General features: G+C 59.0%; 21 protein-coding genes. 10 read left to right on the top strand and 11 right to left on the bottom strand.

Going from position 1 to position 19,937, the window contains the following annotated elements; translation table 11 throughout:
• The first annotated feature begins 81 nt into the window (after window positions 1-81).
• From IFT47_RS18180 to IFT47_RS18155, 6 genes are all read left to right on the top strand, one after another.
• Window positions 82-777: a DUF6933 domain-containing protein gene (locus IFT47_RS18180; protein ID WP_192173783.1), complete on the top strand. Its 696-nt coding sequence runs from the start codon at window positions 82-84 to the stop codon at window positions 775-777.
• 107 nt (window positions 778-884) lie between these two features.
• Window positions 885-1,937 carry an ADP-ribosylglycohydrolase family protein gene (locus tag IFT47_RS18175; protein WP_192173782.1) on the top strand — a complete coding sequence of 351 codons (1,053 nt, stop codon included), beginning with the start codon at window positions 885-887 and terminating at the stop codon, window positions 1,935-1,937.
• Between the two features lie 936 nt (window positions 1,938-2,873).
• A complete protein-coding gene (locus IFT47_RS18170; RefSeq protein WP_192173781.1) occupies window positions 2,874-3,368 on the top strand; it encodes an Hcp family type VI secretion system effector in 495 nt (164 codons plus the stop codon).
• Window positions 3,369-3,379: 11 nt separating this feature from the next.
• Complete coding sequence (locus IFT47_RS18165; protein WP_192173780.1) at window positions 3,380-4,222, top strand: RNase A-like domain-containing protein; 843 nt, start codon at window positions 3,380-3,382, stop codon at window positions 4,220-4,222.
• Window positions 4,223-4,231: 9 nt separating this feature from the next.
• Window positions 4,232-4,597, top strand: coding sequence for a hypothetical protein (locus IFT47_RS18160; RefSeq protein WP_244655994.1), 366 nt, complete (start codon window positions 4,232-4,234; stop codon window positions 4,595-4,597).
• Window positions 4,598-4,663: 66 nt separating this feature from the next.
• Entirely contained in the window at window positions 4,664-4,996 is a 333-nt protein-coding gene (locus tag IFT47_RS18155; RefSeq protein ID WP_244655993.1) for a hypothetical protein, read from the top strand.
• A gap of 50 nt (window positions 4,997-5,046) precedes the next feature.
• Here IFT47_RS18155 and IFT47_RS18150 read toward each other — a convergent pair whose 3' ends face one another.
• The 9 genes from IFT47_RS18150 to exaC form a co-directional block, all read right to left on the bottom strand.
• On the bottom strand, window positions 5,047-5,487 hold the full coding sequence (locus IFT47_RS18150; RefSeq protein WP_192173778.1) for an HIT family protein: 441 nt from the start codon (window positions 5,485-5,487) through the stop codon (window positions 5,047-5,049).
• Window positions 5,484-6,335, bottom strand: a complete 852-nt coding sequence (locus IFT47_RS18145) for a macro domain-containing protein (RefSeq protein ID WP_244656002.1) — start codon at window positions 6,333-6,335, stop codon at window positions 5,484-5,486. Before IFT47_RS18145 ends, IFT47_RS18150 begins: the two co-directional genes overlap by 4 nt.
• A 7-nt stretch (window positions 6,336-6,342) precedes the next feature.
• Window positions 6,343-6,843 (bottom strand): TIR domain-containing protein, encoded by a 501-nt coding sequence (locus IFT47_RS18140; protein ID WP_244655992.1) that lies wholly within the window; start codon window positions 6,841-6,843, stop codon window positions 6,343-6,345.
• 120 nt (window positions 6,844-6,963) lie between these two features.
• Complete coding sequence (locus IFT47_RS18135) at window positions 6,964-7,206, bottom strand: hypothetical protein (protein ID WP_192173776.1); 243 nt, start codon at window positions 7,204-7,206, stop codon at window positions 6,964-6,966.
• Window positions 7,203-7,937, bottom strand: coding sequence for a LexA family transcriptional regulator (locus tag IFT47_RS18130; protein WP_192173775.1), 735 nt, complete (start codon window positions 7,935-7,937; stop codon window positions 7,203-7,205). Before IFT47_RS18130 ends, IFT47_RS18135 begins: the two co-directional genes overlap by 4 nt.
• A 440-nt stretch (window positions 7,938-8,377) precedes the next feature.
• A complete protein-coding gene (gene ppa / locus IFT47_RS18125) occupies window positions 8,378-8,905 on the bottom strand; it encodes an inorganic diphosphatase (RefSeq protein ID WP_062384817.1) in 528 nt (175 codons plus the stop codon).
• A gap of 107 nt (window positions 8,906-9,012) precedes the next feature.
• Window positions 9,013-9,831: a M90 family metallopeptidase gene (locus tag IFT47_RS18120; RefSeq protein ID WP_192173774.1), complete on the bottom strand. Its 819-nt coding sequence runs from the start codon at window positions 9,829-9,831 to the stop codon at window positions 9,013-9,015.
• A gap of 4 nt (window positions 9,832-9,835) precedes the next feature.
• A complete protein-coding gene (locus IFT47_RS18115) occupies window positions 9,836-10,483 on the bottom strand; it encodes a DedA family protein (protein WP_065988392.1) in 648 nt (215 codons plus the stop codon).
• Window positions 10,484-10,672: 189 nt separating this feature from the next.
• Window positions 10,673-12,193: an acetaldehyde dehydrogenase ExaC gene (gene exaC, locus IFT47_RS18110; RefSeq protein WP_192173773.1), complete on the bottom strand. Its 1,521-nt coding sequence runs from the start codon at window positions 12,191-12,193 to the stop codon at window positions 10,673-10,675.
• A 313-nt stretch (window positions 12,194-12,506) separates the two neighbouring features.
• Here exaC and IFT47_RS18105 point away from each other — a divergent pair, with 313 nt between their 5' ends.
• The 4 genes from IFT47_RS18105 (at window position 12,507) to IFT47_RS18090 (ending at window position 17,024) form a co-directional block, all read left to right on the top strand.
• Complete coding sequence (locus IFT47_RS18105) at window positions 12,507-14,411, top strand: sigma-54-dependent Fis family transcriptional regulator (protein ID WP_192173772.1); 1,905 nt, start codon at window positions 12,507-12,509, stop codon at window positions 14,409-14,411.
• Between the two features lie 357 nt (window positions 14,412-14,768).
• Window positions 14,769-16,118 (top strand): UDP-N-acetylmuramate:L-alanyl-gamma-D-glutamyl-meso-diaminopimelate ligase, encoded by a 1,350-nt coding sequence (gene mpl / locus IFT47_RS18100; protein WP_192173771.1) that lies wholly within the window; start codon window positions 14,769-14,771, stop codon window positions 16,116-16,118.
• Window positions 16,115-16,744 (top strand): flavin prenyltransferase UbiX, encoded by a 630-nt coding sequence (gene ubiX / locus IFT47_RS18095; protein ID WP_065988388.1) that lies wholly within the window; start codon window positions 16,115-16,117, stop codon window positions 16,742-16,744. Before mpl ends, ubiX begins: the two co-directional genes overlap by 4 nt.
• Window positions 16,737-17,024, top strand: coding sequence for a YceK/YidQ family lipoprotein (locus tag IFT47_RS18090; protein WP_122536988.1), 288 nt, complete (start codon window positions 16,737-16,739; stop codon window positions 17,022-17,024). Before ubiX ends, IFT47_RS18090 begins: the two co-directional genes overlap by 8 nt.
• A gap of 384 nt (window positions 17,025-17,408) precedes the next feature.
• Here the strand turns inward: IFT47_RS18090 and IFT47_RS18085 are convergent, their stop codons facing one another.
• Window positions 17,409-18,050 (bottom strand): oxidoreductase, encoded by a 642-nt coding sequence (locus IFT47_RS18085; protein WP_192173770.1) that lies wholly within the window; start codon window positions 18,048-18,050, stop codon window positions 17,409-17,411.
• Between the two features lie 123 nt (window positions 18,051-18,173).
• On the bottom strand, window positions 18,174-19,868 hold the full coding sequence (locus tag IFT47_RS18080) for a C13 family peptidase (protein WP_192173769.1): 1,695 nt from the start codon (window positions 19,866-19,868) through the stop codon (window positions 18,174-18,176).
• Between the last annotated feature and the right edge of the window lie 69 nt (window positions 19,869-19,937).

Genomic DNA, 19,937 nt, shown 5'->3' with positions numbered 1-19,937 from the left:
CCGATTCGTCTTTTCCGCGTGTTGGCGCCTCGAGGTCAGCGTCGGTATCCTCGACCATCGCCGAATGGACCCTCCATCCCCATGCTGATCTTTGATTGCACCCAAGACGCCTGTGATTTCTTCTCCAAGAAAGTGAAGGGCGAAATCATCAGCGCTGTGCAGCCCTCCGCCGCTGCCCAATCGCTGGAACCGGACAGCGCAGCCCACGATCGAGTGGATCGCTGGCAACTGCACGTCACCAAATTCGGCAGGACTCATGTCCTGCTCGCCATGAAAGTCGACACGCGCTACGCGATGATGTTTGTGGGCCTGAAACGCAACGACGTGCAGGGTTTTCTGCAGCAGTTCAGCGCTCGATACATTCTTGGAGTGCTTGTGTTGGCGGGTAATGTTCTCGGGCAAATTCCGCCTCAGTCTGAGCTCCAGCGACACGTTGATCTGTTGGAAGAAAGCCTCCAGTCTGTGCATTTCTTCAAGCGTAGCGATCGGAGTGTTCAAGCCCACATCAATGATGTGCTCTACATGGCTGCATACGATGCCTACGAAGGAAAAGGGCTGCCAGTTGAGGCGCCGAGTCTCATCGCCTTCGGTGAGGTGCCCAACGGTATGCTCCGATCAATCAGGGGCGGGGATTACTTCATTCCGGCCGAGCTGGAGCTGAAGCAGGCTTGTCCGAGGTTCGGAATGGTGATGACCGAGGTGGAGATTGCGGATGGGTATAAGAGGTGGAGGTCGCGTCGGCGTGAGCAAGATCCGGAACCTGAATTTGATGATTAAAAAATAGAGGATCAGGACTTCGCGTGCAGAAAGCGCCTATGTTGAGCCACTTGAAAGAACGCTCGAATTGCTCCAAACCATGATGCAGCCAGTGTAGGTAAGCGCAGATGAACAGACTTGAACGGATCAAAGGCTGCCTGCTCGGCGGCGCGGTGGGCGATGCGCTGGGTGCGCCGGTCGAATTTCTCAAATGGAACGCCATCCACGCGACGTTCGGTGCGCGTGGCATCGTCGATTTCGTCCCCGCTTACGGTCGACTTGGCGCCATCACCGACGACACGCAAATGGTGCTCTTCACCGCTGAAGGTCTGTTGCGCGCCTATGTGCGCGGCATCTCCCGCGGTATTTGCAACGTACCCGGCGTCATCCACCATGCGTTGCTGCGCTGGCTGATAACCCAGGACTACTCGCCGGCCACTGACGTCAGCCTGGACGGCTGGCTGGTGCATGAACGCGAGTTGTGGTCCCGCCGCGCGCCCGGCCTCACCTGTCTAAGCGCATTGAAGGCCAGTACGGAATTTGGCTCTTTCGCCCAAAACGACAGCAAAGGCTGCGGCGCCGTCATGCGCGTCGCGCCGTGCGCGTTCTTCCCCAACGCGTTCGACAACGCCGCCGAATCCGGCCGTCTGACCCACGGTCACCCAACGGGCTACATGGCAGGCGGTCTTTTCGCCGACATCCTCCAGCGCATCGTCGACCGCCAGGACAGCCTCGAAGAGGCCGTCGCTAAAAGCCTGTCCGAGCACGGCCAGAAACCCGGTATGGAAGAAACACGTGCCCTGGTCGAGCGCGTGCTGTTCTTTAGCTACGAAGGCCACCGCCCAACCCCCGAGCGGATCGAGGAATTGGGCGGCGGATGGATCGCGGAAGAAGCCTTGGCGATTGGCATCTGGTGCGCACTGACTGCAACATCGTTCGAAGACGGCGTGATCAATGCCGTGAATCATAGCGGCGACAGTGACAGCACCGGGCTGATTGCCGGGCATCTGCTGGGTATTGAGCACGGCGTAGAAGCGATTCCGGATCGATGGCTTGCGCCGCTTGAATTGCGTGAAGTGATTGAAGCGGTGGCGGAGGATATCGAGCGGGTGCCGAGGGTGTTTACGGGATATGGCGGGGAGTTTGATGATGAGATTTGGAAGCGGTATCCGGGGGGGTGAAACTGTGTGGGGCAGCTTCTAGCGCGTCATGAGCGTTGCTTTGCGGTCATGGATGCGATCCTGATCCCTGGGATATACATTTAAAGGCAAAGGCGCTGTGGTGAGCGCCCTTTTCGTGGCGTCAGTGAAAACATGTGTGAATAACGCGTCGCTAAATTTTGGTTTCAGCGACACGTTTTGCTCTCGTGTCGCTGGCGGCGACATGTGCGCACAATGTTGTTTCTGAAATTGATCTTTGGCGACGTGTTAGCTCAACCCAGCGCACAGTGAAAAGTGTTTGGGTACGCTGGCACAAGGAATCCCGTCTCCAGGGCTTCGATAAGAGCATTACGGCGAGCTTCTAGCTCGTCATCCACGGTTATCATGTTGAGTTTTTCGATGACCTGGAACGATGCGCCAACTTCGTTGGCGTTGGATGGCTGCAGACGGTCCCGCTTTCGCAAGCCGTGCGCGAGGTAGAATTCTTTGGTAATCAGAACACGATCTACCGTCCAAGTGCTCCGAAGTGGCGTTGGACGGTAGAACGGTTAAGAGTGTTTTTTCAAGATTTGAATGATGTTCACGCAACGGCACCGCTGATAGGCGGAACTGTGTCGCACGCCTGCGGCTCACGCGATATCGCTCCCAAGCGATGGCATTGACGCTGAAATCTCGATGCCCTCGTACCTGGCATTTTCACTCTGGCGAACGACTAAGAAATACTTAGCAGTTGCCTGCCTCGCTGGCTTTTCATTAATTAGCGCTGGCCTTCAGTCGAGATGCGAAATTTAGGTTGTATTAGGATTTAGGAAGCATCTGTATTGGTGTTTTTTGATATGAGGATGGAATTGATAAATTGTTGTCTGCATCACACCTTCTGTGCAGTCAATGGGGTGCAATCAATGTGATTCATCAGCTAGCATTGTTTTTCATTTGAAAAAAAGCAGGGAGCTAACAATGTCGTTTGACGCATTTATGCAAGTGGACGGGGTAGAAGGTGAGTCGTTGGATGCTGACCATAAGGGTTGGATCGAGCTGCTCTCTTATCATTACGACGCAATCCAGTCGATCAGTCAGTCAGCGAGTTCCAACGGCGGGGCATCCGCAGGCGGTGTGGCGCTGGGCGATCTCCAGATCAGCAAATATATAGATCGAGCGACGCCCAAGCTCTTCGAGCTGTGCTGCCGAGGCTCGCACATCAAGACGGTCACGATTCGCATCCATCGTTCTGGTGGTGAAAAATTCAAGTACATGGACATCGTGCTTGAGGAAGTCTTGATCGCGACCGTCAGCGGACAGGGCGCCGATCAAGGTGGTTTTCCTGTGGAAATCATTAGCCTTAACTATGGCCGTATCAAGTTCGAATACTCCCAACAGCGTCGCGCTGATGGCGGTAGCGCAGGTATTGTGTCCGGAGGTTGGGACAGAACCGCCAACAAACCATTCGCGTAAGGAAACGCAACATGGCAGACGATGGAGAGTTTTGCGTGGCGCTGAGCTTTGCTCAGATGGCTGCGATCTTGACGCAAGAGTCGCTCACACCTGCGGAGATAATGTCAAACCGTATCTTCGGGAGTCTCCGCCTAGTTGGCGGTATCGTAGAGCTGGCAGGTTCAGGGGTTCTCTGCGCCGTGCCCGAACCAACGATGATTACTAAAATCGGATGTGTAGCAATGGGTGTGCATGCTTCCGACCAGCTTTCCGCAGGGGCAACACAGCTCCTTACAGGCAAAGAGACTGACTCTTTTGCTTTCAAAGCCGGCTCATCTGCCGCTGAAGCGCTCGGCACGTCTAAATCGGCTGGCCAGGTTATCGGTCTTGCAACTGAGTTTGCCGTTCCGCTTTCAACCGCTTCGCTTTACAACGCGTTCAGAGTGTCGTCTGTGCGAGCAGGTCGGATCTCAGTCGTCACAAGCGAAAAAATACCAAATGTCCCTAAGAACTTGGGCGGGGGGCACGCGCGGCGCAAGCATGTAGACAAGGACATTGGTTACCTAGTAACAAGATTCGCGTCGAAGAAGGTCGACGTGTCATCCACGTTCTACAACCTGGAGATCGCGGAGTGGGCCGTAAGTCGTGCACTTCAAAAAAACAGGCTTAAGATCTTGATGTATTCGAAAGCTAAATTTTTGCTGAGACACAAGCAATACACTTTTGATACGAGTCTGGAAAACGCCGTAGGCTGGGGCATCACAAGGTGGGATCAATCCAAGACGATCACGATGTCAAAGATCACCATAACCATTAAATATTCAGAATATAACCATATGCCTTACTATATCGTCACTGCATTTCCATCCTTGTGAGGTGACACGTTGAGCAAATACATGCACTTGCACAGCTTTATGTATGAAGTAGGCGAAGGTGTCGGCGAATTCCTGTCGGATGAGGAGAAGCAGGAATTCAAGCCGCTGACCTTGCCCGAGATTGTCAAAAAGTCATTCGGTAATGGCGGGGTATTGAGTTTGATTCATGCCTTGGTTTTGAGGCGACAAATAAAGCTTTATATAAGAAACCATATGACCGCAGACGGTTTAGCGTATGTATACCCCCCGTTTGGCCAGGAAACGTCGTTCGCAGAAGATTATTTTGAGGGTGATCTTTATGATTTCTTGTCGAGCGTTTTGGTCTTGCTGGATGCCGAAATCAAGGTTAGACGACAAAGGTTTTTCCGCTTCTAATCGTGCCGTTCAATGTAATTTAGGCTTCTAAGGCTGGACATGCGATACGCATATATACATGGATTCATGTTCTCCGTCGGTGATGCAGTAGGCGAGTTTCTAACCGAAGAAGAAAAGGGAGAGTTCGAACCCCTCACGCTTCCCCAGATAGTCAAGGAATGCATCGGCTATGGGTTTCTGGATCTGCTGCATGCAATCCTCTTTAAACGAGAAATGAAGACCTACATCCGAAGGAATATGACGACCGAAGGTTTGCAGTACGTCGATCCGCCTTTTGGTCAAGACACCTCCTTCGCCGAAGATTACTTCGAAGGCGACCTGTATGTATTCCTGACCACCGTATCCGCATTGCTCGACAGCGAAATTAAAATCCGAAGGAAAAAGCTTTTCGGATTCTGATTGGGAGACGGCGCAGGGTTGTTCGAAAGCGACTAGCGCACCGGCCACACCTATCTCGCCTCCAGCAACCGCCGCGCAATCTCATCCGTCTCCATCAGCGATATCTCCGTCACCTCACCAAACTCCGTCCCCCCGCCCGGCAACGTCCCCGCCACATGAAAGTGCACGTGCCCGATCGCCTGGCCTGCCGGCACGCCGTTGTTCTGCCAAACCGCAATCCCTGCTCTCGCATACGCCTTTTCAATAAGCCTCGCCGCATTACGCACTTCGACCGCCACCGCCGCCACTTCCTCGTCGGTCATTTCCAGCAACGAGGGCACGTGCCGCTGTGGCAGCACCAGCAAGTGCGGATGACCCCGTTGTTCTCGAGTCACGAAAGTCGCGGTGTGTGTGGTGCAGGAGAGGATGGTGTAGGGCCGCTTACCTTTCAGGTACGCGCAGAACGCGCAGTCGGGGTTGTCCGGCAGATCGAGGCTGGTTTCCGGGTTCATGAGGACCTCAGCGATGAAAGAAAGGACTGCAGCTCCAGCCGGTCAAGTTTTCGGTAGTCGTCGGGGCGGACGACGATGCGCAGCTCGTCGCAGACCTTCGAGTTGCGGGAGGCGAACATGAACGACAGCAGGGTGAAGCGGATGGCGTCCTGGGCGGGCAGCACGCTGGACAGTCGCGCCTGTCCGCCGCCGATCACCGGGATCGAAATCGTTCCGCCGTTGCCGCGTCGGGATACTTCGGCCCACAGCGCGAGCAAGCCTTTCCACACTTTGTCCGGCGTGGAGCGCGCGACGTTCTGGGTGTCCATTTCGCAGTAGGCCAGGAAGAAGATCAGCCGGTGCGCGTGCTTGAGCGTCGCGATGGTGCCGACACCGTATTGCACGTGTTTGCCTGGCTTGTTGAGCGTGCCGATAGAGGGCGTGTTGACCAACGCATCGTCCAGATGACGATCAAGCTCCTTGAGGTCGCCGCCGTAAAGCACCTGCAGCGCCTGGCCCTGCAGGCTGGAGGTGGCAATGATGTTCGGCGTTTCCGTGTCGAAGGTGTCGTTGGTGCCAATCACCAAATGGCCGTCCTCCTTGAGAAGGTCGCCGGGCACGATGGTGATTCGCGTTTTCGGTGCGTTGTACTCCTCGGCAATCGGGCGCGGCCACGCCTTGAACAACGCGGCGGAAACTGACACCACGATGATCCCGATCAGGATGCCAAACCCTTCCATCGCGTGGCTGCCGGGGTAAATGACGTTGAAGGTCTGCATGATCGTCGACAGCCCGCCGACGCAGGCGAACAACGCCACCAGAAAGTGGCGCCAGAAGCGCCACGTCTGCATGTCCTGAAGAATGATCATCACAGGCTCAGCTCGTTGTAGATTCTGCTGACATATCGATGGGGCCCTGCATCTCGCTCTTCGCGTAGCCCTCGACGTAGTTGTCCAGCGCGTACTGAATGATTTTTGGCTGGAAGGATACGGACACGTTGAAGTGCTTTTGATCGATGAGCGGTTGGGGGATGTTGTCCGTGACGATGTTTCTGCTTTGGCAGAGATTGGCGATAACGATCGGAAGATCGAGTTCGAGAATCACCTCGATTTCATAAGCAAGAAACGAATCCCCATCACCGCCTTTGCGTCGGCCATCTTCGCTGCCCAGAAAAATGACTTGCTTGGTGTTATTGAGGCGTTCGCGCAGTCGGCGTTTGATGGTCTCTGGCGAACTGCTGTCCCGCGCTTCGAACAAGTCATGGGCATTGAAAAAGTCGAAGTCGATTTTCTCGTTCTGCTTCCAGGCTTTCATCAGCCAGTAATGCTTGATGTCTTCACTGGCGAACGCGATGTAGGTTTTGTTGCGATAACTCATGATGAACTTCCTGTATTGGAACGAAGGCGGTTGTCCGCTTCGTTGACTAAGGCGCTCAGTCCATTGATTGCCGATTTTCGGGCGCGCGGAGGCGCCGCGTGGGTTAGCGGTGCGACGTATTCATGGGAAGTTAAAAAGCCGGCTTGTGGCCGGCTTCTCGGTGACGGGTTTGATTAGTTTTTGGCTAACCGCACCCGTCCGCAAAAGTGCGCGCTGCAAGGAGGCGCTTGTCAGGTAGACCGGGCAGGTCACGGAGACGGTGCCAGGTCGATCACCCATCGGCGTGTGGCCGACGGGTGCTGAAACGAAGGCGTGCAGGATACCCATGTTGCTGGCATCTGCCCAGTTCTGAAACACGCTCATTCCGCGCCTCGCCGCAATGTTGCCGGATGACGGCGGTTATTGAGGGTCGACCACCAAAAGATCCACCCCAGAATATGAATGTGCTGAGCCTGAACCTGTTCGGCGCTGAAAATCTCGTCCGGGTATTCGGCGCAATTGTGGCTGCGCAGGCGCAAACCGCCGCCCGGCAGGCGATACAGGTATTTCACCCGCAGCATGCCGTCGTGTTCCAGGGCGTACATTTCTCCATCGATGATCTGCACGCGTCCGCGATCAATGCCGATCAGCGAGCCGTCCTGAATCTTGTCCGCCATGCTGTTGCCGACCATTGCCACACAAATGGCGTTGTGCAGCTCCACGTCCATGGTTTCGAGCACACGCCGGGACAGGCGCACTTTGTGGTTGTGGATTTCGCCCACCGCCGTCCGGCCGGAGCTTTGAGTCTCCAGCTCGGTGTAGACCGGCATCTCCAGTTCTTCGCGCACGCTTCGCTCGGCCCGGGGCGGTTGAGTGTCTGGCTGCTGGGCAATTGAGCGGTCTTGTCCGGGGTGCTTCGGGCCCTCGCCGCTGCGCAGCCAACGCGCGTTGACGCTCAGCAGTTCAGCGACTTCTTCAATACGCGCCATGGGGATGCCGCGCTTGAACCAGTTGTTCACGTGTTGGGGCGTAACTTTTCGGTTGGCGGCAAAGTCCGTCGCGGAGAGATGGCACTCTCGCAAAAGGCCGCGCAGTCGATCACCTGATGTATTCATGGGCCGAAGTTTACGGCGGGTTGAAGCTCGTTTAAATGAACGAAGTGTTCAAATGAGCACGCCGTCATGCCTAGGCGTGAATGTAAGGATTACAACGTTCGGCTGTTTTTGTAGGCCGATTCATTCACTGTTTTCTTTTGCATCAACAATGGCTGAAGCCGATGTCATTGTTGGTCTTAAGCCATTGGCGAGCGCAAAGGCCTGACTAAAGCGGCCGGCAGGGAAGTTTGAATCAAACGGTGTTGCTCAGATAAGAAATTCTAACGGCGCAATTAAACACGCTGTGTGTGGAAGGCGAGTTTTAAACATTCGTGTAAGGGCGGAGGGCGAAAAAAAGCGGGATGTATGGGAGAGGGGTGTTCAAAAAGCAGGAGGCGGGGACGTGCAGGTAAAGCGTGGCCCCGTCGAAGCGGCGAGCGCTTCGGCGGGGCACAACCGGATCAGCCCTTGTAGGCCGCTACCGATTTGGTGATCGCTTCGCGAGCGGCGTCAGCGCCAGCCCAGCCTTCGATCTTCACCCATTTGCCTTTTTCGAGGTCTTTGTAGTTCGCGAAGAAGTGCTCGATCTGCTGGATCAGCAGCGGTGGCAGATCGGTGTATTCCTTCACGTCCACGTACAGCTGGGACAGCTTGTCGTGCGGGACTGCGATGACTTTGGCATCGCCGCCGCCGTCGTCGGTCATGTTCAGCACGCCGACCGGACGGGCACGGATCACGGAACCCGGAGCCACCGGATAAGGCGTCACGACCAGCACGTCGAGGGGGTCGCCGTCGTCAGCCAGGGTGTTGGGGATGAAACCGTAGTTGGCCGGGTAGAACATCGGGGTGGCCATGAAACGGTCAACGAAAAGGCAGTCGCTTTCTTTGTCGATTTCGTACTTGATCGGCGCGTGGTTGGCCGGGATCTCGATTGCGACGTAGATGTCATTCGGCAGGTCTTTACCGGCCGGAATCTTGCTGTAGCTCATTGGGCTTTGCCCCCTTGGTTGACCATTCAGAATCTGGCATGCAACGCCAAAAAGTGGCCCGGATTATAGGCACATTCCCGCAGCGTTGCCATGCGTGACGGCAGGCTTCAGGCGTCGTGTTGAGCCTGATAGACCGGGTTGTCGCGCTGAAGTGCCGTTAGCCGCGCCAACGGATCCTGCCGATAGAACGCTTTCAGTTGCCCGTAGACGGCGGGATATGCCTCGACGAGCAAATCCGGGGCGCTGAAGAAGTATTCGCTGATAACCGCGAAAAATTCAGCGGGGTTTTCCGCAGCGTAGGGGTCGATGGCGGTCTCGGCGTCCGGGTCGGCATCGAGTTGCCGATTGAGATCGTCGTATGCGCTCTGCATGGCGCTGGCCCAGTCACTGACGCGCATGTCGGGGTGCAGCGGCGGCAGGCCGTTCGCTTCGCCGTTGAGCATGTCCAGCTTGTGCGCCAGTTCGTGGATCACCAGGTTGTAGGCTTCCCATCCTCCGCTCGTCAGCACACCCGGCCAGGCCAGAATCACCGGGCCCTGGGACCACGCCTCTCCGCTGTGCTCGCCGTCCCATTCGTGTTCGATGCCGCTGGCATCGCGATGGCGTTGCGGGCTGATGAAATCGTCGCCGTAGAGGATGATTTCGTGAAAACCCTGATACCAGTTCAGATCGCCCAGGGCGAGCAACGGCAGCTGCGCCTGAGCGGCGAGAAACAGCCGCGATTCGTCATCCAGTTCGACGCCTTCCAGCGCCGTCAGGTGTTTGGCCTGCAGAAACAGCACGCAGCTGTCGAGCAGGTAGCGGTCTTCTTCGGCGCTCAGCCCGTCGAGGATTGGCAGGCGCCGGCGTGCGCGCTCCCACAGTTGCGGATCGACCGGATGGCGGGCCAGCGTGCGCCGTTTGCGCCATTCCCGGAACGACCACATGGGCTCAGCGCGCCTCGGCGGAGCGACCTGCGCGGCTGCGGATCAGACCGATGATCATCGGCAGCAGCGAGATCAGGATGATCGCCAGCACCAGCAGTGTCAGGTTCTTCTTGATGAACGGGATATTGCCGAAGAAGAAGCCCAGGGTGACCAGCCCGCCGACCCACAGCACCGACCCCAGTACGCTGAAGCCGAGAAAGCGCAGGTAAGGCATGCGGCCAAGACCAGCCACGAAGGGGGCGAAGGTGCGGATGATCGGCAGGAAGCGCGCGAGGGTGACGGTTTTGCCGCCGTGGCGACCGTAGAATTCCTGGGTTTTGGTCAGATAATCGCGACGGAAGATTTTCGAATTCGGGTTGCTGAACAGCTTGTCGCCGGCCGTGCGGCCGATGATGTAGTTAGTGCTGTCGCCGAGAATCGCCGCTGCCATCAGCAGGCAGGCCAGCAACACCGGGTCCATGCCGCCACCGGCTGCCACGGCGCCCGCGATAAACAGCAGCGAATCGCCCGGCAGGAAAGGCATTACCACCAGGCCGGTTTCGCAAAAGATCACCAGGAACAGAATCGCGTAAACCCAGGTGCCGTATTGGGTCACAAGCAGGTCGAGGTAAACGTCGAGGTGAAGAATCAGATCAAGCGGATTGAAATCCATGTAGGCACCTGGTTTTGAGACCCGATCCGGGTCGTGCGGGGCGAAGAGGGGAAATGTGCGCGGCAGTATAAAGGCATGCAGCAGCGATGTCCGCTGACACGCTGCCGCGCGTGCACCTTCAATCGCCGGTATCCGCGAATAAAAAACGGCCTCCGAAGAGGCCGTTGCTTGTCGCCCGATTACGCTAAATCAAAAGAAGCCCAGCGGATTGATGTCGTAGCTCACCAGCAGGTTTTTCGTCTGCTGATAGTGCTCGAGCGCGACCTTGTGGGTTTCGCGGCCGACGCCGGATTTCTTGTAACCGCCGAACGCCGCATGGGCCGGGTACAAGTGATAGCAGTTGGTCCACACGCGACCGGCCTTGATCGCCCGGCCTACGCGATAGGCGCGATTGATGTCGCGGGTCCAGACCCCGGCACCCAGGCCGAACTCGGTGTCATTGGCAATGGCCAGGGCTTCCGCTTCGTCCTTGAAAGTGGTCACGCTGACCACCGGGCCGAAGATTTCTTCCTGGAAGACGCGCATCTTGTTGTTGCCTTTCAGCAGCGTCGGCTGGATGTAATAACCGGTCGCCAGCGAGCCTTCGAGCTTCTCGACCTTGCCGCCGGTCAGTAATTCGGCGCCTTCGCCCTGGGCGATTTCGAGGTACGAAAGAATCTTGTCGAACTGCTGCTGCGACGCCTGCGCACCGACCATAGTGTCGGTGTCCAGCGGATCGCCGCGCTGGATCTTCAGCACCTTCTTCATCACCACTTCCATGAACTGCGGGTAGATCGACTCCTGAACCAGGCAGCGTGACGGGCAGGTGCAGACTTCGCCCTGGTTGAAGAACGCCAGCACCACGCCTTCAGCGGCTTTGTCGATGAACTCCGGCTCGGCCTGCATGATGTCTTCGAAGAAGATGTTCGGCGACTTGCCGCCCAGCTCCACAGTGGACGGGATGATGCTGTCGGCCGCCAGTTTCATGATGTGCGAACCCACCGGCGTCGAACCGGTGAAGGCGATCTTGGCGATGCGTTTGCTGCTGGCCAGCGCCTCACCCGCTTCGCGGCCATAACCCTGCACGACGTTGAGCACGCCTTTGGGCAACAGATCGCCGATCAGCTCCATCAGCACGGTAATACCCAGTGGCGTTTGCTCGGCCGGCTTGAGGACGATGCAGTTACCGGCGGCTAGGGCGGGCGCGAGTTTCCAGGCGGCCATCAACAGTGGGAAGTTCCACGGGATGATCTGCCCGACCACGCCCAGCGGCTCGTGAATGTGATACGCCACGGTGTTGCCGTCGATTTCCGCAGCCGAGCCTTCCTGGGCACGCAGCACGCCGGCGAAATAACGGAAGTGATCGACGGCGAGGGGGATGTCCGCGTTGAGGGTTTCGCGCACGGCTTTGCCGTTGTCCCAGGTCTCGGTGACCGCCAGCAATTCCAGATTCTGTTCGATGCGGTCAGCGATTTTCAGCAGGGTCAGCGAGCGTTCCTGCACCGAGGTTTTGCCCCACGCATCGGCCGCGGCATGGGCGGCGTCGAGGGCCTTGTCGATGTCTTCGGCGGTCGAGCGAGGGAATGTTGCGATCAACTTGCCGGTGATCGGCGAGGTGTTTTCAAAGTATTGGCCTTTGACCGGCGGCACGAATTCGCCACCGATGTAATTGCCGTACTGGGTCTTGAAGGTGACGATTGAGCCTTCAGTACCGGGGTGGGCATAACGCATGGTGAATATCTCCTTGCTCTTGTGATTGTCTGGGGATAACGCGTTGCGGCGTATGACTAGGTCGCATGGCTAGAGCGTAGAGCAAAGCGCGGGCCACTGCCGTCTGACGCCCGTTTTACGGGGACTTTGTGGATGGATCGTGTGGTCCTGACCGAGTGGTGTATCAACGGCGGGGCGGATCGAGTGACACTTTGTACCCTTTGCGTGACAACTCAGTGGCCCCCGCCTTTCGCAGCATTGCAATGAGTCCAGGCGAGGAGGATGCTGAGTCGCAAATCCTCCGCAGAGCCCCGGCTCAGGATGAAGAATAAAAATGCACAGCAATCACCTGACGCGCCACGCCGAACAAGTGCTGACCGTTACACAGGGCAAAACACCCCATCACCTTGCCACCGACCCTTCCATTGCCCGTTCATGGTTGCGGTGTCTGGAGGACTATCACCTCGACCCCGCGCAAGCCATGGCGCCGACCGTGCTTGAGCACGCGCGGGTGCTGGAAAGTCGCGAGCAGTTGCAGCAGGTCCTGACCATCGCCGGCGACGAGATGAACAGCCTGCACCGTCAGCTTGCCGGCGGCAGCGCGGTGCTGCTGACCGATGCCCGCGGGATCATCCTCAACTGCGTGACCGAGCCAGGCGATCGACGGATTTTCGAGCGCGCCGGTTTGTGGCTGGGCGCCGACTGGAGCGAGGCGCGGGAGGGCACCAACGGCATCGGCACCTGCCTGGTCGAGCGTCAGTCGGTGACGATCCATCGCGACGAGCATTTTCGCGGGCGCCACACCGGGCTGACCTGTTCGGCGAGCCCGGTGTTCGATCCCCATGGCGATCTGCTTGCGGTGCTGGACGTGTCGTCGGCCCGTCACGACGTGTCCCGGCAGAGCCAGTTTCACACCATGGCGCTGGTGAATCTGTCGGCGAAGATGATCGAAAGCAGTTATTTCCTGCGCCATTTCAATGACCAGTGGCTGCTGCGTTTTCACCTTCAGGCCGGCGCGGTTGGTCTTTTCAGCGAAGGGCTGCTGGCGTTTGATGGCGAAGGTCGCGTCAGTGCGCTGAACCAGAGCGCGTTGAATCTGCTCGGCTTGAGCCGTGACGAACTGGTCGGGCAGGGCGTGGAATCGTTGTTTGACTGCTCGCGGGATGAACTGCTGAGCCGCGCTTCGCCGGATGCCGCCGCCAGTTGGCCGCTGCGCACGCGTGATGGGCGGGGATTCTTCGCCGTGCTGCGTGGGCAATCGCGTACCGAACTGAGGGGCCTTGCTACGCCGGTGGTCAGCAAGATGGCGGTGCCGCTCCCTTCAAACGACATCTGCCTGGGCGATGCGTCGCTGCTAACTGATTTCCGTCGCGCGCTGAAGGTATTCGAGCGTGACGTGCCGTTGCTGATCAACGGTGAAACGGGCTCTGGCAAAGAGGCGTTTGCCAAGGCAGTGCATCAGGCGAGTCAGCGCTCCGCCAAGCCATTCGTGGCGCTGAACTGCGCGGCCATTCCGGAAAGCCTGATCGAGAGCGAGCTGTTCGGGTATCGCGGCGGCAGCTTTACCGGCGCGCGTAAAGAAGGCATGCGCGGCAAGCTGCAACAGGCCGATGGCGGCACGTTGTTTCTGGATGAGATAGGCGATATGCCGGTGGCCTTGCAGACCCGTTTACTGCGAGTGCTGGAAGACCGGCTGGTAGTGCCCATCGGCGGCGAGCCGCAGGCGGTGGATGTACGACTGATCAGCGCGACCCACCGGAATCTGCTGGAGCGGGTGGAGGACGGCAGCTTTCGTGAGGATTTGTTTTATCGGCTCAACGGGCTGGAAATCGCTTTGCCGCCATTGAGAGAGCGGAGTGATAAGGCGCAGTTGCTGGAGTTGTTGTTGAAACAGGAGGCGGGCGGGCTTTCGATTGAGCTTGAAGCGAAGGCGAGGCAAGCGCTGCTCGACTTCAACTGGCCCGGCAACGTGCGGCAGATGCGCAACGTGCTGCGTACGCTGGCGGCGCTGTGTGATGAAGGGCGAGTTGGTTTTGATGATCTGCCGGTGGCGATTCGGCGGGGGAGTGTGCAGACGATGCCCGATGAGGCCCATTCGCCCCTGGATGACGCCGAACGCGCAGCGCTCATCTCCACCCTGGAAACCCAGCGCTGGCACATGACTCACGCCGCCCGGGAGCTAGGCGTGAGCCGGAATACGCTGTACAGAAAGCTGCGCAAGCATGGAATTAATCGCTGAAATCCTGGGTGGATGAGACCGGTGTGAGTTCTCTCGATACTGCGGCGTGGCACCTGACGCCTTCCCGGCTAAAGCCGGTCCCACTAGGGCGTCGCGTTCAGCCAGTAGGACCGGCTTTAGCCGGGAAGAGGCCAGTGTGGGCACCATCAATTCTGCAATGTGCACGCGGTCTTTTAGTGGGACCGGCTTCAGCCGGGAAGAGGCCGGTGTGATCGCCATCAGTTCTGCGGCGTAGCGCCCGACGCCGTCCCGGCTAAAGCCGGTCCTACCATGGCGTTCACTCGCTCTCGGTAATTCCCCCGTGCGCATCCACTGCCTTCTACGCTAACCTGCGGCCCATGTTCTAAGAGGTCGGTCATGCACATTCATATTCTGGGTATCTGCGGCACGTTCATGGGTTCGCTGGCGGTGCTCGCCAAGGATCTGGGCCATAAAGTCACCGGCTCCGATGCCAACGTCTACCCGCCGATGAGCACACAGCTCGAAGCGCAGGGCATTCAGTTGATGCAGGGTTACGACCCCTCGCACCTCGAACCGGCACCGGATCTGGTGGTGGTCGGCAACGCCATGTCGCGCGGCAATCCCGCGGTCGAATATGTCCTGAACAAGGGCCTGCCTTACGTTTCCGGGCCGCAGTGGCTGGCCGATCACGTCCTTCGCGGTCGCTGGGTGCTGGCCGTCGCAGGCACCCACGGCAAAACCACCACCAGCAGCATGCTCGCCTGGGTGCTGGAACACGCCGGCATGGCACCGGGCTTCCTGATCGGCGGCGTACCGCAGAACTTCGATGTCTCGGCGCGTCTCGGTGATACGCCGTTCTTCGTCGTCGAGGCGGATGAATACGACAGCGCCTTCTTCGACAAGCGCTCCAAGTTCGTCCATTACGGCCCGCGCACCGCCATCCTCAACAACCTGGAATTCGATCACGCCGACATCTTCCCCGATCTCCCGGCCATCGAGCGGCAGTTCCACCACCTCGTGCGCACCATTCCGAGCGAAGGCCTGGTCATTCACCCGACCACCGAGCCCGCGCTTGAGCGCGTGATTCAAATGGGCTGCTGGACGCCGGTGCAAACCACGGGCGAGGGCGGTCAATGGCAGGCGAACCTGCTCAGCGATGACGGCTCAACATTCGAGGTGCTGTTTGAAGGTGCGGTCCAGGGCGTCGTCGACTGGGGCATGACCGGCCAGCACAACGTCGCCAATGCCTTGGCGACCCTCGCCGCCGCCCGCCACGTGGGCGTCGTGCCGCAGCAGGGCGTTGAAGCGCTGAGTGCGTTCAAGAGCGTGAAGCGGCGCATGGAAAAGGTCGCCGAGGTGCGCGGCATCATCATCTACGACGACTTCGCCCACCACCCGACCGCCATCGCCACCACGCTGGACGGTCTGCGCAAGAAGGTCGGCGATGCGCCGATCATCGCCATCGTCGAGCCGCGTTCCAACTCCATGAAGCTCGGCGCCCACCGCGACGGTCTGCCGGAAAGCGTGGTCCAGGCCGATCAGGTGGTCTGGTATGCGCCGGCCAATCTGGGTTGGGATCTGGCGGCAACCGCTGCGCAATGCACCATTCCATCATTGGTCTGCGACAGCCTCGACGGCATCATCGAGCTTGTGAAAAATCAGGCTGTGCCCGGCACCCATGTAGTCATCATGAGCAACGGTGGCTTCGGCGGCCTGCACGGCAAACTTGCGGAGGCCCTGCAATGAGCGGCCCGGAACGCATCACCCTGGCGATGACCGGCGCGTCCGGCGCGCAATACGGCCTGCGCCTGCTGGACTGCCTGGTGCGCGAAGACCGCGAAGTGCATTTCCTCATCTCCAAGGCCGCGCAATTGGTCATGGCCACGGAAACCGACGTCAACCTGCCGCCCAAGCCGCAGATGATGCAGGCGTTCCTAAACGAATACACCGGCGCGACCGCGGGCCAGATTCGGGTGTACGGCAAGGAAGACTGGATGTCGCCGGTGGCGTCCGGTTCCGGTTCGCCGAGTGCGATGGTCGTGGTGCCGTGTTCGACCGGGACGTTGTCGGCAATCGCCACGGGCGCCTGCAACAACCTGATCGAGCGCGCCGCAGACGTGACGTTGAAGGAGCGTCGGCAGTTGATTCTGGTGCCCCGCGAGGCGCCGTTCTCCAGCATTCATCTGGAGAACATGCTCAAGCTGTCGAACATGGGCGCGGTGATTCTGCCGGCGTCGCCCGGTTTCTATCACCAGCCGCAGACGATCGACGATCTGGTGGATTTCGTCGTCGCGCGGATTCTCAACCTGCTTAACATCCCGCAGGACATGCTGCCCCGTTGGGGCGAGCATCACTTTGGCGCTGATGAATAAGCTCGTCGTCATTGCCTTGGGCCTGTTGCTGACCACAGGCTGCTCGACCGTGCGCACCCTCGACGCCAACCAGCCCGGCGCGCCAGTCGTGTACGCCGGGACGCGACTGGATCTGTACGCCATCGAAGGCGGCTGCTGTGAGAAGGACCGCTTCGGCACCGAGGCGCCGAAATACCCGATGCTCGACCTGCCCGGCAGCGCGCTGCTCGACACGCTGCTGCTCCCGCTGTCGATCCTGACCGCGCTGGGTGTGGGGTTTCAGGCTACTGGCGGGATGTAACTCAGAACGGCGATCCCTGTAGGAGTGAGCTTGCTCGCGAAAGCGGTCTATGTCCTGTAGGAGATACGTCGGAAGTGATGGCCTCTTCGCGAGCAAGCTCACTCCTACAATATGCTGCGGTGTCCGGGCCGAATGCATTCCATGTGGTAGCGAGCTTGCTCGCGGCGGTCTATGTCCTGTCGGAGATACGTCGGATGTGATGGCCTCTTCGCGAGCAAGCTCACTCCTACAATATGCTGCGGTGTCCGGCCGAATGAATTCCATGTAGGAGTGAGCTTGCTCGCGATTGCGACATGACTGGCCCTGTAAAAGTGACTGTCAAACCGCGTTCGTGAGCAAGCTCACGACTACACAGTTTTTGCTGTCAGCTTGAGCAGTGCTCAGTCATTTCCCCAACCGCCGCAAATCATCTGATTCAACCACCCGCACCCCCTCCTGCTCTTCCAGCGCCAGGCGCCACAACGCGCGGGCGAGGTTGCAGGCTTCGATGCCGCCGTATTTGCCGGGGATCAACTTGGCAATCGGCGCGGCCAGCTGTTCCACAAACCGCTGATCCTGCCGCTCGCCAATCAACAACGACGGCTGGACGATGGTCAGTTGTGGCCAGCCCTGTAGCTTCAGCGCTTCTTCCATCTCGCCTTTGACGCGGCTGTAAAAGATGCTCGATTTCGGATCGGCATTCACCGCGCTGATCACCAGCAGATGACGCGCGCCCAGCTCGCGAGCACGTTTGCCGAATGCCACGACCATGTCCAGATCCACGGCCCGAAACGCTTCCTGGGAACCGGCCTGTTTGATCGTGGTGCCCAGGCAGCAGAAAGCGATGTCCACCGGACCTTCGAGGGTGGGCAACAAACTCTGGAGATCGCCGACCGGGTTTTCCAGCCGTGGATGTTCAGCCAGAGGACGACGGCTGGGGGCGAGGAGGCGGGTGACAGTGGGTTCGTTAAGCAGGCGGTCGAGCAAGTGCTCGCCAGTCAATCCGGTAGCTCCGGCAAGCAAAATGTGCTGAGGCGTCAAGTACATGATCTTTCTCCCTTGATACGCCACAAGCATAGGCGCTGTACCGGAACAGACTGCGAGCGAAGCGGGAGGGTTTCACAAAAACACATGAAATGTTCAAGTGACCCCGCTTTTGGGCCTGAGCACTCAGCGTCGAACGGTATTCAACGCCCGCTCCGCCTGGCTCTTGCGCAGCTGCCGCCAATGGGCGACCACACCTTTCGGCGCCCACATCTGCGGCTCGGAGGCTTCGAAGCTTTCGTCCGTCTCACGCTGGGCGACGATGTCTTTTGCCTCATTGAACGCTTGCACCAGATCGTCGGTTTCAACCAGCGCCTTGCCGAACAGCGCCTCGCCGAAGTAGGTGAAATCGGCCTCCTCAGAGCAGCCAAACGACACTCGATCTTCACGTGAAGCGGTAATCACCATCGTCCGCTCGTCCTTGATCGCCGGAATGAAACCGCCCGAATAGCAGGCGGAAATCACCACCACCTTGTCGCGATTCTTCAGCGGAGCCAGCACGCCAGCCATCTCATTGGCAGGCAGGTCGGACAGCTCCAGACGCGGCTGATCCAGCACCAACTCGTGTTCGTGGGTGCCGTGGCTGGTCAGGTAAATGAAGATCAAATCTTCCGGGCCGCTGCGCTTGGCCAACGTTTGCACGGCGCGGCTGATGGTCTCGCGGGTGGCCAGCGGTCGATCGGCCATATGATCGCGATGGTTCACCAAGGTGATTTGACCCGAAGCGCCGAAGCGCGTCGCGAGCAGTTTGTTGACGTAATCGGCCTCGCGCAGAAAGACGCTCTGCTTGCCATCGCCGCCCACGACAAGGCTGTAAAGCTCGATGGCCGGCGTGGAGGCGGGCACGGCGGCGAGGGCCTTTTCGACGAGGGCACCTTGGGCGAGCAAGCCGATTTCCAGCGGATCCGGCAGCAGCTTGCCGGCGGCATCGCGCACCCGCTGGCCGTTCGACCAGGTGCCGCTCTGGACTTCGCCTTCCGCGGTGGTCAGCACGCCGCTGCCTTGATAGTTGTCGTTCTCGAACTGCCCGATGTACACGCTGCCGTCCGGGAGCTTCAGGCTGCCTGAGCCTGCGAAGCGCCAGTTTTTGAAGTCGCCTTGGTAGCGCGTGCCGTCCGCGCCGATCAACTCGCCCTTGCCGGTGAACGCGCCATCCTTGAACTGCCCCGACCAGACATCGCCATCGGCGTTTTCGTAGCGACCGCGACCGTTGAGCTGATTGTTGTGAAAGCCGCCAACGTACTGATCGCCATCGGCGCTGTTGAAATTGCCCGTGCCTTCAAGCTGCCCGTCGACGAACTTGCCGCTGAACTGGTTGCCGGCCGAATCGCTGCGCTGGCCCTCGCCGTTGGGTTTGCCGTGGGCGAACTGGCCCTGATACTCGCTGCCGTCATCCAGTTCCAGATGACCGGCGCCGTCGTACAGGTCGGCCTTGAACTCGCCGCGATAGCTCATGCCGTGCTCTTTCAGCGTGCCTTCGCCGTCGCGCCGCCCCAGCTTGTAGCCGCCGACGTAGCTGCCGGCGCTGGTCGTCAGCGAGCCCTGGCCATTGAAAAGCCCGTCCTGGAAACCGCCCTTGTACACGTCGCCGTTGCTGGCGTGCCACTCACCCTGGCCGTTCCACTGACCGTTCTTGAATTCCCCGGCGTACCAGCTGCCATTGGGATAATCGATCCGGCCCTTGCCTTGCAGCACGCCGTTGATCACGTCGCCACGATAGCGTCCGCCGTCGGGCAGGCGAGCGTCCGGGGGCAACAGCGATTCGCCATCGCCGCAAGCGGTAAGAAGGAAGGTCAGGGCCAAAGGAGCAAACGCGCGCATGGTAAATCCCGAAAATAAGATGTTTCGGCGTGATCTGATCGCGTACGTGTATCGAGTCGCTCACACAGC

The sequence above is a fragment of the Pseudomonas sp. CFBP 13711 genome (genome assembly GCF_014842265.1).
Lineage (GTDB): Bacteria > Pseudomonadota > Gammaproteobacteria > Pseudomonadales > Pseudomonadaceae > Aquipseudomonas.
This window is presented reverse-complemented; position numbering and strand designations above follow the sequence as displayed.